The following is a 13,051-nucleotide window of genomic DNA, read 5'->3' on the forward strand; positions in this document are numbered from 1 at the left end:
ACATGAAGCAAGGGCTTGACCTTGCCATCGTGGCAAGGTCGAGACTACGCCCATCGACCACTGATTCAAGGAGTCAGCAATGCAACAATTCAAGGTTAGCGGAATGTCATGCGGTCATTGCGTGCGGGCTGTCACCCAGGCGATCCAGGCGCTTGAGCAGACGGCCAGAGTCGAAGTCGATCTGGCCGCGGGCCTGGTGCGAGTGGAGGGCAACCTGGATGCCGCGCAGATACAGGCCGCCATTCGTGAAGAGGGTTACGAGATTGCCCCCGCGTAGAGCTCGGGCCTGCTAAGGCCATTGCCGCAGCAGGCCGCGAAAGCAACTGTCGATCATCGCCGGGGTATCGGTCTGGGCATCGAACAGATTGGGATCGCGCAGCCAGTCACTGAACAGGCCGACGAGTAGCGCATGCAAGGTGCGTGAGGCCAGGCGCGGGGTGATGCCCGGCTGCAGATACGGCTGCACGGTCGACAGGGCGAACTGCTGTTCGCACAGGTCGATGAACTGATTGACGAAGGTCTCATGACGCTCCTCGGCCTCGCGCAGTTCCTCGGTGAACTCGCAGCGGCGCAGCAGCACGGTGAGGATGCGCCGGCGCTGTTCGTCGAGCACCAGATTGGCCATGGCTTCTATGCACAGATCGCGCAGCAGCTGCAGCGATGACAGGCCATCGACCGCCGCCAGTTGCTGGGCCAGCGGCTCCAGCGGCAGGCGTACCTGATTGAGCATTTCGTGGAACAGGTGCGCCTTGTTCTGGAAGTGCCAATAAACCGCGCCGCGCGTAACCCCGGCATGTCTGGCGATATGCTCAAGGCTGGTATGGGCGACCCCACGCTCTAGGAACAACTGTTCCGCAGCAGCGAGGATGGCGCAGCGGGTCTTCTCCGCATCTTCTTTGGTTCTACGCATGGCGATCCGGTTAATTGGAACTAGGCTCAGATTGTGCCGAGTTTACCGATTTTGCCCCGCCTGCTGGTGGCGGGCTTGGTTGTCCTGCTTCTGTCCCGTGTCTAGCCAAGGAGAGGAATGCCTCATGCCCTTCGTTCGTCTGGTCGGTTTCTGCCTGCCCTTCAGCCTGGTCCTGCTGGCCGCGAGCATCGAGGCTGCCGATGCGCCACCAACAGCGGTGACGGTCGAGCAGATCAAGGCCGGCGAACTGCCCATCGTGCTGGAATATCCAGCGCGAACCACCGGGTACCGCGAGGTGCAGGTTCGGGCCCAGGTCGGCGGCATCCTGCAGGAGCGCACCTATCAGGAGGGTAGTCGGGTGCAGAAGGATCAGGTGCTGTTTCGCATCGATCCACGCCCTTACGAGGCTGCCCTGGCCCGTGCCAAGGGCGCGCTGGCGCAGGAACAGGCGCGTTTTCGCCAGACCGATCGCGACCTCAAACGCATCCGTGAACTGCAGAAGAAGGGCTTCGCCAGCGAGAGCGAACTGGACAATGCCATCTCCAATTTCGAGCAGAGCAAGGCCAATATCGAGGCGGCCCAGGCCGAGGTTCAGTCGCGCCAGATCGACCTCGACTACACCACGGTCAAGGCGCCGATCACCGGCATCACCAGCAAGGAAAGCGTCTCCGAAGGCAGCCTGATCGTCGCCGGCGACCCTAGTGCCAGCCTGCTGACGCAGATCACCCAGCTCGACCCGATCTTCGTCAACTTCGCCTACCCGGACGCTGAGGCCGAGCGCCTGCGCCGTGAATTGTCCGAAGGCAGCCTGGTGCCACCGAGCAGCGGCAAACTCAGTGTGGAGGTGTATTTCGGTGATGGCTCGGCCTATCCGACAGCGGGCGAAGTGGATTTCACCGACAGCCTGATCGACCGCGGTACCGGCACCGTCAGCGCCCGGGGCGTGGTGCCGAACCCCGAGCAGAAGCTGCTGCCCGGGCAGTTTGTGCGCGTGCAGGTCAAGGGCCTGACCCGTCCCAACGCCATCACCGTACCGGAGCGCTCCGTGGCTCAGGGGCCGCGCGGTACCTTCGTCTATGTGGTGGACGAGCAGAGTGTCGCGCGCATGCGCCAGGTCACCACGGGCGATACGGCTGGCGGCCGCTGGGTGATTCTGGCCGGTGTCAGCGATGGTGAGCGGGTGATAGTCGACGGTCTGGCCAAGGTACGACCGGACAGCCCGGTGCAGGTCGAGGAGGCGAAGGCAGCCACGCCAGCCAGCCCGGCGCAGGAGTAACGACCATGATCTCGCGCTTCTTCATCGACCGTCCGGTGTTCGCTACCGTCATCTCCATCGTCATCGTGCTCGCCGGCCTGGCTGCGATGCGCGCGTTGCCCATTGCTCAGTACCCGGAAATCCTGCCGCCGCAGGTGTCGGTGAGCGCCGCTTACCCTGGCGCCAGTTCGCAGGTCATCGCTGAAACCGTGGCGGCGCCGCTGGAGCAGGCGATCAACGGCGTCGAGGACATGATCTACCAGCTGTCCAACTCCTCCAGCAGCGGGGCGATGAGTCTTACGGTGTACTTCGCGGTCGGCACCGACCCGGACCAGGCCACCATCAACGTCAACAACAAGGTGCAGGCGGCATTGGCCAAGCTGCCCGAGGAAGTGCGCCGCCAGGGTGTGAAGGTGGAGAAGAAGTCGTCCGACATTCTTCAGGTGATCACACTCTATTCGCCGGATGATTCGCGCGACCCGATCTTCATCAGCAACTACGCGCTGATCAACGTCATTGACGAGCTCAAGCGCCTCAAGGGCGTTGGCGATGCCAGCCAGTTCGGTTCCAAGGACTATTCCATGCGCATCTGGCTGCGCCCGGACAAGCTGGCGCAGTACAACCTGACACCGACCGATGTGGTCAACGCCATTCGCGAGCAGAATTCGCAGTTCGCCGCCGGCAGCTTCGGCCAGCAACCGTTGAAGGAACCGCAGGACTTCACTTACACGGTCACCACGCAAGGGCGATTCACCGACCCGAAGGAGTTCGAGAGCGTCATCCTGCGTACCGACGATACCGGAGCCAGCCTGCTGCTCAAGGACGTGGCGCGGGTCGAGCTGGGTGCGCAGGACTACTCGCTGGTCACCACCCTCAATGGTCAGCAGAACGCCGCTTTCGGCATCTACCTGCAGCCCGGCGCCAACGCCCTGGACACCGCCGAGGCGGTCGAACGCACCATGCAGCGCTTGGCCAAGCGCTTCCCCGAGGGCATCGCCTACAAGATCCCCTATGACACCACCAAGTTCGTCCAGGTCTCGATCACAGAGGTGATCCACACCTTCTTCGAGGCGCTGGTGCTGGTGGTGCTGGTGGTGTTCATCTTCCTGCAGAACTGGCGCGCCACGCTGATTCCGGTGCTGGCCATTCCGGTGTCGCTGGTTGGCACTTTCGCCGGCATGTACATGCTGGGTTTCTCCATCAACCTGCTGACCCTGTTCGGCATGGTTCTGGCCATCGGCATCGTGGTGGACGATGCCATCGTGGTGATCGAGAACGTCGAGCGGGTGATGCGCACTCAGGGGCTGAATGCGCGCGAGGCCTCAATCAAGGCGATGGAGGAGGTCACCGGGCCGATCATCGCCATCGTCCTGGTGCTCTGCGCGGTGTTCGTGCCGGTAGGTTTTCTCGGCGGCCTGGCGGGGCAGATGTACAAGCAGTTCGCGATCACCATCGCGGTGTCTGTGGTGATTTCCGGCATCGTCGCCCTGACCCTTTCGCCCGCACTCTGCGCCTTGTTGCTCAAACCTGGCCACCATGAACCGGCTGCGCCATTTCGCGCCTTCAACCGCTTCTTCGACAGGGCCACCGAGGGCTATGGCGCGGGGGTGCGTTTCTTCCTCAAGCGTTCGCTGGTCGGCCTGCTGCTGTTCGGCGGCATGATCGCGCTGATCATGCTGCTGTTTTCACGGGTGCCCGGCTCGCTGGTGCCCGATGAGGATCAGGGCTATGTGATCAACGCCTATTACCTGCCGCCGGCCGCCTCGCTCAATCGCACCGAGGCGCTGAGTGGGGCGGTGAGTCAGCAGCTGATGGAGCATCCGGCAGTCGAAGACGTAGTGACCTTCGCCGGTTTCGATGTGCTCACCTTCGGCGTGCGCAGCAACGCCGGGGTGTCCTTCGTGCCGCTCAAGGACTGGAGCGAGCGCACCACGCCCGAGCTCGATGCGCGCAATCTGACGCGCGAGTTCATGGGTATGGGCGCCGCGCAGAAGGATGGCCTGGTGTTGTCGTTCAACCCACCGCCGATCACCGGCATGAGTACCACCGGTGGCTTCGAGTCTTTCATTCAGGATCGTTCCGGAGGCAGCGTCGAACAGCTCGGCGAGAAGGTCCACGCCTTCGTCGAGGCCGCCAGCAAGCGACCGGAGCTGGCCGGCATTCAGAGTACCTTCAGCGCCAACGTGCCGCAGTACTACATCGATCTGGATCGCACCAAGACGCGCGCACTGGGCGTCAGCGTCAGCGATGTGTTCACCGCGATGCAGGCCACCTTCGGCAGTTACTACGTCAACGATTTCACCCTTTACGGACGTACCTGGCAGGTCAGCCTGCAGTCGGAATCGGAGTTCCGCCGCAAGCCGGAAGATCTTGGCCAGGTCTACGTACGCTCCAGCAGTGGCGATCTGGTGCCGCTGTCGACCCTGTTGCGCGTGCGGCGCATCCTCGGGCCGGACTCCTATGACCGTTTCAACGTCTATCCCTCGGCCAAGGTCCTCGGTGGCCCGGCGCCGGGTTACAGCTCCGGGCAGGCACTGGCGGCGATGCAGGAAGTGGCCGATGAGGTGCTGGGCGAGGACTACAGCCTGGGCTGGATCGGCTCGGCCTACCAGGAACTGGCGACTCAGGGTTCGGGCACCCAGGCCTTCGTCTTCGGCCTGATTCTGGTCTTCCTGATTCTTGCCGCGCAGTACGAGCGCTGGACGCTGCCGTTGGCGGTGGTCACCGCCGTGCCGTTCGCGGTGTTCGGGGCGATTCTCGCAGTGTGGCTGCGCGGCATTCAGAACGACGTGTACTTCCAGGTCGGCCTGGTCACCCTGATCGGTCTGGCGGCGAAGAACGCCATCCTTATCGTCGAGTTCGCCGTGCTGCTGCGCGCCGAAGGCAAGGGCATCTTCGACTCGGCGCTGGAGGCGGCCAAGCTGCGTTTCCGCCCCATCGTGATGACTTCGCTGGCCTTCATCCTCGGTTGCGTGCCGCTGGCCATCAGCTCCGGTGCGGGTTCGGCCAGTCGCCACTCCATCGGCACCGGGGTGATCGGCGGCATGCTCGCGGCCACGCTGTTGGCCACCTTCCTCATCCCGATGTTCTACCTGCTGGTGGAGTCGGCGGCGCAGCGGGTGAGCCAGCGCGGCAAGGCCAGGGAAGAACAGCCGCCGCATTGATAAGCGCGAACCGTCGTTCGGCGATCCGCGCTTTCATCTGCGGCCTGGTCGGTGAGATGATTAGCCGGCTAACAATTTTGCGGATTATTCATGAACCTGCGAACCCTGCTGATCCTGGGCGCGCTGTGCGCCTTTGGCCCCTTGGCCATCGATTTCTACCTGCCAAGTTTCCCCACGCTGGCCCAGCAATTCGGCACCGACGTCGAACATATTCAACTGTCGCTGGCGGCCTATTTCGTCGGTATCGCCATTGGCCAGCTGTTCTACGGGCCGTTGGCGGATCGTTTCGGTCGCCGCGTGCCGCTGTTGGTCGGGGTGGCGTTGTTCACCGTGGCATCGCTGGCTTGTGCCCTGGCACCGAACCTGGAATGGCTGGTGACGGCACGCTTCGTCCAGGCCCTCGGCGGCTGCGCCGGGATGGTGATCACCCGTGCGGTGGTGCGCGACCTGTGCGATCCACTGGCTTCGGCCAAGGTGTTCTCGCAACTGGTGCTGGTGATGGGCCTGGCGCCGATTCTCGCGCCTCTGGGGGGCGGGCTGCTGCTGGGCACCCTGGGCTGGCCGTGGATCTTCCATAGCCTGGCGATTTTCTCCGGCCTGTGCCTGCTGGCCGTGCTGTTGTGGTTGCCGGAGACCCGTCCGCAGCATCTGCAACCGGCGCCGCTGAGCGGCGCCTTCGGCCAGTACCGCGCGCTGTTGGGCAATGCACCGTTCATGGGCTACAGCCTGGCCGGCGGTGTGGCGATGGCCGGCATGTTCGCCTATATCGCCGGCTCGCCCTTCGTGTTCATCGAGCTGTACGGCGTGCCGGCCGAGCATTATGGCTGGCTGTTCGGCAGCAACGCGGCAGGCTTCGTGATCATGGCGCAGGTCAATGCGCGTCTGGTGCTGCGCGGCGGCCCGGCGCTGTGGCTGCGGCGCATGGTGCTGGTGTACCTGACCAGCGGCCTGTGCCTGCTGGCGTTGGCGCTGTGGCAACCGGCGCAGCTGTGGCCGCTGCTGATTCCGTTGTTCATCTGCGTCGCCAGCCTCGGTTGCGTGCTGCCCAATGCCACGGCTTGCGCCATGGCCGGGCAGGGCCGGCATGCCGGCAGCGCTTCCGGGCTGCTGGGTAGCATGCAGTTCAGCGTGGCGGCCAGCGCTTCGGCGCTGGTAGCTTTCCTGCACGATGGCTCGGCCATGCCCATGGCGCTGGTGATCGCCCTGTGCGGCGCTGCTGCCTGCGGCTTTGCCTGGTGGAGCAAGCGCTTCGTGGTGTGAGCCGGCGGGTTACAGTCGCGCGACCTTGAAGGTGTCGCAACGCCCCGGCTGACCACTCTCGAAACCGGTGCTGAACCAGCGTACGCGCTGCTGCGAGGTGCCATGGGTGAAGGCGTCCGGCACTACCTGACCACGCGACTGCTTCTGCAGGCGGTCATCACCGATGGCGCTGGCCGCGTTGAGGGCTTCTTCCAGGTCGCCGGCCTCGAGCCAATCGTGGCGTCGCTGCGCATGATGGGCCCAGACTCCGGCCAGGCAGTCGGCCTGCAGTTCCTGGCGCACCAGCAGGCCGCCATCGCCTTCCACCCGCTCGCCGCGCTGGCGCGCCGCGTTGACTTTGGCCGATACGCCCAGCAGGGTCTGTACGTGATGGCCGACTTCATGGGCGATCACGTAGGCCTGGGCGAAGTCGCCGGCAGCGGAGAAGCGTTGCTCCATCTCGCGGAAAAACGCCATGTCCAGATACACGCGCTGATCACCGGGGCAGTAGAAGGGGCCAACCGCCGAACTGGCGAAACCGCAGGCGGAATTGACGCCGCCGGAGAACAGCACCAGTTGCGGATCGCGATACTGCTGGCCGGCCTGCTGGAACAGCTCGCGCCAGGTGTCTTCGGTGTCGCCGAGGATGGCGCGGACGAACTCGCTCTGCTCGTCATTCGCCGCTGGCGCGCTCTGCGTTTGGGTAACCTGCGGCTGGGTGGCCTGGCCGGCGATCTGGACGAGAATCTGCAGCGGGTCCTGGCCCATCAGCAGGCCGACAATGACGATCACCGCCACGCCGCCGAGGCTCAGGCCGCCGCCTAGGCGCCTGCCGGAACGGCCGCGCGCATCCACCACGTTGTCACTACGTCTACCGCGTTGCCAGCGCATGGCGGCACTCCCTGGTTGCTGATCGCTGCAGTGTAGCTGCCCCCGTGCCCAACTCAGTTGGCCGGGTAGTCACTGAGCAACTGATCCTGGCGCTCGCGATCCAGGCCGATGACCTGATAGGCATCGACACGGTCGCCATACTCCATACCGGGCGAGCCCACGGGCATGCCGGGTACGGCAGCGCCGATCAGATCCACGCGCTCACGCAGTTTGAGAATGTCGGCGGCCGGTACATGACCCTCGACGAACTTGCCGTCGATCACGCCGGTGTGACAGGAGGCCAGGCGCGGCGGCACGCCCAGTCGCTGCTTGAGCGCACTCATGTCGGCCTCGACATGGTCGTTGACGGTGAAGCCATTGTCCTGCAGATGGCTGATCCAGGCCTTGCAGCAGCCGCAGTTGGCATCGCGGTGCACATCGATGGTCAGTGGCTCGCTGGCGTGAGCCAGGCTGGTGAACAGGCAGAGGGCGAGCAGGGAACGACGCATGGCAAAGCTCCAGATAATCGAGCGCTCAGCATAGCGCCGGCATGACGACTGCCCAAGCCATTGCGACTATGCGTCGCGACCAGTGGCGGCCTATGCTGGCGGCAGCCACTCATTGCCTGGAACCCGCCCATGCTGTTCGCCCGAATCGTCCTGTCGATCCAGATCGCTGCCTTGCTCGTGTTGGGGCTGGCCTACTTCATACGGCCCGAGGAAATGGCCAGCTTCAGCGGCGCGTTGCTGATGGGCAATGCGGCGGTGACCGAAGTGCGTGCCTATTATGGCGGGCTGCAACTGGGCCTGGCGGCTTATCTGGCGATGGCGCTGCTGCGTATGGATTTGCTGCGCCCGGCGCTGCTTTTGCTGGTGCTGCTGTACAGCTCGCTGGCGCTGGCGCGCATTGCCGGGCTGTGGCTGGATGGCGGCGCACAGCAGACCTTCAACCTCTACGCGTTGCTGCTCGAAGTGGTGTCGGCCGGGCTGGCCTGGTGGGCGTTGCGCGGCTTGTCACGCTGAGCCGTTCGGCCACTAGGCAGCAGGCAAACCCGGATTGCATCAGGGCTACGAGGGGCGGTTCAGCGCCGCTCCAGCAGCACACCCGCTTCCATATGGTGGGTGTAGGGGAACTGGTCGAACAGCGCGCTGCGCGTCACCTTGTGGGTGTCGTTGAGCTGGGCGATGTTGGCGGCCAGGGTCTCCGGGTTGCAGGAGATATAGAGGATGCGCTCGAAACGGCGAGTCAGCTCGCAAGTGTCCGGGTCCATGCCGGCGCGCGGCGGGTCGACGAAGACGCTGCCGAACTCATAGCTCTTGAGGTCGATGCCGGCCAGGCGGCGGAATGGGCGCACCTCATTCAGCGCCTGGGTCAGCTCCTCGGCGGAAAGGCGCACCAGCTCGACATTGTTCACACCGTTGTCAGCCAGGTTGGCCAGGGCGGCGTTCACCGAGGTCTTGCTGATTTCGGTAGCCAGCACGCGGCGTACGCGGGTGGCCAGCGGCAGGGTGAAGTTGCCGTTGCCGCAGTACAGCTCCAGCAGGTCGTCGTCGCGTTCGCCGAGTACGTCATAGGCCCAACCCAGCATCTTCTCGCAGACCTTGCCGTTGGGCTGGGTGAAGGCGCCTTCCGGTTGGCGATAACGGAAGCTGCGCCCGGCTACGGTCAATTCTTCTTCCACATAGTCGCGACCGATCACCAGGCGCTGACCGCGGGAGCGGCCGACCAGGCTGACGTTCAGCTCGGCGGCCAGCTTTTCCGCCTCGGCTTGCCAGACGTCGTCCAGCGGGCGGTGGTAGGCCAGAGTGATCAGCGCATCACCGGCCAGGGTGGTGAGAAACTCTACCTGGAACAGTTTGAACGATAACGCTTCGCTGGCCTGCCAGGCAGCGCGCAGGCGCGGCATCAGCTCGTTGATGCGCAGGCTGGCGATGGGGAAGTCGTCGAGCAGGATCGGCGTGTGTTTGTCGCCCGGGGCGAACATCGCGTAGTGGCGCTGGCCGTCTTCACGCCACAGGCGAAACTCGGCGCGCATGCGGTAGTGCTCGCGCGGCGAGTCGAACACCGCAGGCTCCGGCGCGCCGAAGGGCGCCAGCAGTTCGACCAGAAGGGCCCTCTTCTCGGCGAGTTGGGCGTCGTAGGTGGCGGGGTCGAATGCGGGGCGGCTCATCGGTCACTCATGGGGCAGAAAAACGGGGCGCCATTGTAGCGGAGGCGATGCTGCCGTGCCCGGCTGGCGATAATTGGTGTGCGGGACGCGGAGACTCCGGGGAGGCGTTCCCACGCGTAGCGTGGCAACACTCATGACGAGCGCTGACGGCGGGCTGAAGCGGAACGCCGCCCGGCCCACCCTACGCAGATGGTCCGGGGTGCAGCGTAGGGCGTACTCGCGAAGCAGTACGCCGTTATCGGTTGATCAGGCGAAGTAGGCCAGTTTGACGATGAACAGGGCCGAGAGCACCCACATCGCCGGGTTCAGTTCGCGCCAGCGGCCGGCCAGTACCTTGACTGCGGTCCAGGCGATGAAGCCGAACGCGATGCCGTTGGCGATGGAGAAAGTCAGCGGCATGGCCAGCGCGGCGACCACTACCGGGGCGGCTACGGTCAGGTCGTCCCAGTCGATCTGCGCCAGGCTGCTCATCATCAGCACGGCGACGAACAGCAGCGCCGGCGCGGTGGCATAGGCCGGTACGGCGCCGGCCAGTGGAGCGAAGAACAGGGCCAGGAGGAACAGCGCGGCGACCACGCAGGCAGTCAGGCCGGTACGCCCGCCGGTACTGATGCCGGCAGCGGATTCGATGTAGCTGGTGGTGGTGCTGGTGCCCAGCGCGGCGCCGGCCATGGTCGCGGTGCTGTCGGCCAGCAGGGCGCGGCCCAGGCGCGGCATCTTGCCGTCCTTGTCCAGCAGGTCGGCCTTTTGCGCCACGCCGACCAGGGTGCCGGAGGTGTCGAACAGGTCGACGAAGAGGAAGGCGAAGATCACGCTGATCAGGCCGATATCCAGCGCGCCGGTAATATCCAGCTGCAGCAGGGTCGGCATCAGCGACGGTGGCATCGACACCACGCCCTGCAGCTCGGACAGGCCGAGGACAATGGACAGGCCGGTGACCAGCAGGATGCCGATCATCACCGCGCCGGTGACCCTGCGATAGGCCAGGGCGGCGATTACGAAGAAGCCCAGGCAGGCCAACAGCGCGCCGCCCTTGCTCATGTCGCCAAGGCCGACCAGGGTGGCCGGATGATCGACCACGATGCCGGCGTTCTTCAGTGCGATGATTGCCAGGAACAGGCCGATGCCGGCGGCGATACCGGCGCGTAGCGCCAGGGGGATGCTGTTGATGATCCACTCGCGGATCTTGAAGATCGACAACAGGAAGAAGATCGCGCCGGAGAGGAACACCGCGCCCAGAGCGGTCTGCCAGCTGTAGCCCATGGTCATCACCACGGTGTAGGTGAAGAAGGCGTTGAGGCCCATGCCGGGCGCCAGGGCTATCGGGTAGTTGGCCAGCAGGCCCATGATCAGCGAGCCGATGGCGCCAGCCAGGCAGGTGGCGACGAACACCGCGCCGTGGTCCATGCCGGTCTTGGCCAGCATTTCCGGGTTGACGAAGAGGATGTAGGCCATGGTCAGGAAGGTGGTGATCCCGGCCAGGACCTCGGTGCGCACCGTGGTGTTATGGGCTTTGAGTTGGAACAGTCTTTCCAGCATGGTGGCTCCCCGAGGCGCGAACGCGCCGAAATTGATCTGCACAAAGCAAAGCACATCCGTCCATGCAGGCCGGAAAATTGCTCGATCTGGCAAAAGCCGCGCATCATACCAGCAAGGTTTTGCCGGGTGAATTTACGGTCTGTCGTGTCTTTTTATGACCAGGTGGACAGTTTCATTTTCTGTCTGAAGGAGTGGTGAGATGAGCAAGCGAGCACTGATTGCAGTCGCCGATGGTGTCGAAGATCTCGAATGCGTGACGCTGATTGACGTGCTGCGCCGCGCTGATATCGAGGTACTGGTAGCGAGTATCGGAGAGCGCAGGATGATCACCTGCGCCCGCGGCACCCGACTGACCGCCGATGCCATGCTGGTGGACGTGCTGGCGCAGGACTTCGACCTGATCGTCCTGCCCGGTGGCATGCCGGGTGCGCAGCATCTGGCTGACTTCGAGCCGCTGGCCGAGCGCGTACGCAAGCAGGCCAAGGCGGGCGAGCTGTTCGCCGCGATCTGCGCTGCGCCCGCGTTGGCCTTGCAGAGCTACGGGGTGCTCAGGCAGCGGCGTATGACTTGTTACCCAGCGTTCAGTGATCGACTGAGCGGCTGCACCTTCGTCGATGAGGCGGTGGTGGTCGATGGTAATTGCATCACCAGCCAGGGCCCGGGAACGGCATTGGCGTTTGCCCTGACCCTGGTGGAGCAACTGGTCGGGCGCGGCACGCGCACCGATGTGGCCAAGGCGATGCTGGTATAGAAGCCCCAGGAGCACTGGTGCGCACGGCGCACCCTACGGCCGTTTGTGCGCATCGAAGGGTAGGGTGCGCCGCGCGCACCGCGAATCCGCGACACCCTACGACTGTTCCTGCTCCAACAAGCGCCGCTTGCGCTGCAGTCCCCAGCGGTAGCCGCTGAGGCTACCATCGCTGGCCACCACGCGATGACAGGGCAGCAGCAGGCCGATGGCATTGCTGGCGCAGGCACGGGCAATCGCCCGTGGGTGACTGTGCAGTTGTCCGGCCAGATCGGTGTAGCTGCGGGTCTCGCCACTGGGAATGTTCTGCAGCGCCTGCCAGACCCGTTGCTGAAAGGCCGTGCCGCGAATGTCCAGGGGCAGATGGGCGGCGCGCTCGGGTTCTTCGAGTTGCGCCAGCACTTGCTGCAGCCAGTTGCGCAGACCCTGTTCATCTTCTTCGAGCTGGGCGGCGGCGAAGCGCTGTTGCAGTTCGACGCGCAGCGTTTGCGGCTCATCGCCAAACAGCAGGGCGCAAACGCCCTTGTCGCTGGTGGCCAGCAGCACCTGGCCGAGCGGGCAGGGAGCAATGCTGTAACGCAGGCGCTCGCCAGCGCCGCGTTGGCGACGTTGCGCGGGGCTCATTGCCTGAGGCTGTTCATACAGCGCACGGGTCCCGGAATAGCCGGCAGCCAGGGCAGCATCGAGCACATTGTCTGCCTCTGGCAATTGAGCATCCAGGCGTTGGCGGCGCTGCGCCGCCGCCCAGGCATTGGGCGTCATCCCGGTGCGCGCCTTGAACGCCCGGGCCAGATGCGATGGCGACAGGCCGATGCGTGCCGCCAGCTGCGGCAGCGTCAGGCGTTGCTCGCCACTCAGAAGCGCACAGGCAGCTGTAACCAGCGCGTCGAGTTGCTGCGCTGGGCTTTGCCCCTGCGGTGAGCAGCGCTTGCACGGGCGAAAGCCGGCTGCCTCGGCACTGGCTGCATCGGCATGGAAGCTGACGTTGTCGCGCCGTGGTCGCCGCGCAGGACAGTTCGGCCGGCAGTAAATACCGGTGCTGCGTACGGTGAAAACGAAGCGCCCGTCGAACGCCTCATCACGTTCGCAAACGGCCTGCCAACAGCGTTCCTGGTCAAGCATGGAGCAGCCCTTGTGCTGACGATCTTGCTGACGA

At 64.7% G+C, this 13,051-nt stretch carries 12 protein-coding genes; 6 read left to right on the forward strand and 6 right to left on the reverse strand.

The annotated features are described in order from the left end of the window. Nucleotides 1–79 precede the first annotated feature (79 nt). Entirely contained in the window at nt 80–277 is a 198-nt protein-coding gene (locus tag BM186_RS22050) for a heavy-metal-associated domain-containing protein (RefSeq protein ID WP_074918418.1), read from the forward strand. A gap of 12 nt (nt 278–289) precedes the next feature. On the opposite strand, the gene BM186_RS22055 is transcribed toward BM186_RS22050, so the two are convergent. Beyond that, on the reverse strand, nt 290–910 hold the full coding sequence (locus BM186_RS22055; RefSeq protein WP_072423103.1) for a TetR family transcriptional regulator: 621 nt from the start codon (nt 908–910) through the stop codon (nt 290–292). Between the two features lie 124 nt (nt 911–1,034). On the opposite strand from BM186_RS22055, the gene BM186_RS22060 reads away from it, so the two are divergent. The 3 genes from BM186_RS22060 (at nt 1,035) to BM186_RS22070 (ending at nt 6,589) form a co-directional block, all read left to right on the forward strand. Beyond that, nucleotides 1,035–2,186, forward strand: coding sequence for an efflux RND transporter periplasmic adaptor subunit (locus tag BM186_RS22060; RefSeq protein ID WP_074918420.1), 1,152 nt, complete (start codon nt 1,035–1,037; stop codon nt 2,184–2,186). A gap of 5 nt (nt 2,187–2,191) precedes the next feature. After that, the gene (locus tag BM186_RS22065; RefSeq protein ID WP_074918422.1) at nt 2,192–5,329 is read left to right on the forward strand and encodes an efflux RND transporter permease subunit; all 3,138 of its coding nucleotides are present in this window, start codon (nt 2,192–2,194) and stop codon (nt 5,327–5,329) included. Between the two features lie 90 nt (nt 5,330–5,419). Then, the gene (locus tag BM186_RS22070) at nt 5,420–6,589 is read left to right on the forward strand and encodes a multidrug effflux MFS transporter (RefSeq protein WP_072423100.1); all 1,170 of its coding nucleotides are present in this window, start codon (nt 5,420–5,422) and stop codon (nt 6,587–6,589) included. Nucleotides 6,590–6,598: 9 nt separating this feature from the next. Here the strand turns inward: BM186_RS22070 and ypfJ are convergent, their stop codons facing one another. Further along, nucleotides 6,599–7,459: a KPN_02809 family neutral zinc metallopeptidase gene (gene ypfJ / locus BM186_RS22075; RefSeq protein WP_074918424.1), complete on the reverse strand. Its 861-nt coding sequence runs from the start codon at nt 7,457–7,459 to the stop codon at nt 6,599–6,601. A 53-nt stretch (nt 7,460–7,512) separates the two neighbouring features. Further along, a complete protein-coding gene (locus BM186_RS22080; RefSeq protein WP_074918426.1) occupies nt 7,513–7,947 on the reverse strand; it encodes a DUF411 domain-containing protein in 435 nt (144 codons plus the stop codon). 129 nt (nt 7,948–8,076) lie between these two features. Here BM186_RS22080 and BM186_RS22085 point away from each other — a divergent pair, with 129 nt between their 5' ends. Beyond that, nucleotides 8,077–8,460 (forward strand): DUF4345 family protein, encoded by a 384-nt coding sequence (locus BM186_RS22085; protein WP_045734105.1) that lies wholly within the window; start codon nt 8,077–8,079, stop codon nt 8,458–8,460. Nucleotides 8,461–8,519: 59 nt separating this feature from the next. Here BM186_RS22085 and trmA read toward each other — a convergent pair whose 3' ends face one another. Both trmA and BM186_RS22095 read right to left on the reverse strand, forming a co-directional pair. Further along, nucleotides 8,520–9,608, reverse strand: coding sequence for a tRNA (uridine(54)-C5)-methyltransferase TrmA (trmA, locus tag BM186_RS22090; RefSeq protein ID WP_072423098.1), 1,089 nt, complete (start codon nt 9,606–9,608; stop codon nt 8,520–8,522). A 246-nt stretch (nt 9,609–9,854) separates the two neighbouring features. After that, nucleotides 9,855–11,147: an NCS2 family permease gene (locus tag BM186_RS22095; protein ID WP_074918428.1), complete on the reverse strand. Its 1,293-nt coding sequence runs from the start codon at nt 11,145–11,147 to the stop codon at nt 9,855–9,857. Between the two features lie 199 nt (nt 11,148–11,346). Here BM186_RS22095 and BM186_RS22100 point away from each other — a divergent pair, with 199 nt between their 5' ends. Then, the gene (locus BM186_RS22100; protein WP_074918430.1) at nt 11,347–11,898 is read left to right on the forward strand and encodes a DJ-1 family glyoxalase III; all 552 of its coding nucleotides are present in this window, start codon (nt 11,347–11,349) and stop codon (nt 11,896–11,898) included. Between the two features lie 96 nt (nt 11,899–11,994). On the opposite strand, the gene ada is transcribed toward BM186_RS22100, so the two are convergent. Continuing rightward, nucleotides 11,995–13,017, reverse strand: coding sequence for a bifunctional DNA-binding transcriptional regulator/O6-methylguanine-DNA methyltransferase Ada (gene ada, locus BM186_RS22105; protein WP_074918505.1), 1,023 nt, complete (start codon nt 13,015–13,017; stop codon nt 11,995–11,997). Between the last annotated feature and the right edge of the window lie 34 nt (nt 13,018–13,051).

It is taken from the genome of Ectopseudomonas toyotomiensis (assembly GCF_900115695.1).
In the GTDB taxonomy this organism is placed as follows: Bacteria; Pseudomonadota; Gammaproteobacteria; order Pseudomonadales; family Pseudomonadaceae; genus Aquipseudomonas; species Aquipseudomonas toyotomiensis.

What these genes read in the sequence shown, in the direction of transcription:
- BM186_RS22085 (WP_045734105.1), top strand. Translation starts at nt 8,077, where the DNA reads ATGCTGTTCGCCCGAATCGTCCTGTCGATCCAGATCGCTGCCTTGCTC.
- ada (WP_074918505.1), bottom strand. Translation starts at nt 13,017, where the DNA reads ATGCTTGACCAGGAACGCTGTTGGCAGGCCGTTTGCGAACGTGATGAG.
- BM186_RS22055 (WP_072423103.1), bottom strand. Translation starts at nt 910, where the DNA reads ATGCGTAGAACCAAAGAAGATGCGGAGAAGACCCGCTGCGCCATCCTC.
- trmA (WP_072423098.1), bottom strand. Translation starts at nt 9,608, where the DNA reads ATGAGCCGCCCCGCATTCGACCCCGCCACCTACGACGCCCAACTCGCC.
- BM186_RS22070 (WP_072423100.1), top strand. Translation starts at nt 5,420, where the DNA reads ATGAACCTGCGAACCCTGCTGATCCTGGGCGCGCTGTGCGCCTTTGGC.
- BM186_RS22060 (WP_074918420.1), top strand. Translation starts at nt 1,035, where the DNA reads ATGCCCTTCGTTCGTCTGGTCGGTTTCTGCCTGCCCTTCAGCCTGGTC.
- BM186_RS22095 (WP_074918428.1), bottom strand. Translation starts at nt 11,147, where the DNA reads ATGCTGGAAAGACTGTTCCAACTCAAAGCCCATAACACCACGGTGCGC.
- BM186_RS22065 (WP_074918422.1), top strand. Translation starts at nt 2,192, where the DNA reads ATGATCTCGCGCTTCTTCATCGACCGTCCGGTGTTCGCTACCGTCATC.
- ypfJ (WP_074918424.1), bottom strand. Translation starts at nt 7,459, where the DNA reads ATGCGCTGGCAACGCGGTAGACGTAGTGACAACGTGGTGGATGCGCGC.
- BM186_RS22050 (WP_074918418.1), top strand. Translation starts at nt 80, where the DNA reads ATGCAACAATTCAAGGTTAGCGGAATGTCATGCGGTCATTGCGTGCGG.
- BM186_RS22100 (WP_074918430.1), top strand. Translation starts at nt 11,347, where the DNA reads ATGAGCAAGCGAGCACTGATTGCAGTCGCCGATGGTGTCGAAGATCTC.
- BM186_RS22080 (WP_074918426.1), bottom strand. Translation starts at nt 7,947, where the DNA reads ATGCGTCGTTCCCTGCTCGCCCTCTGCCTGTTCACCAGCCTGGCTCAC.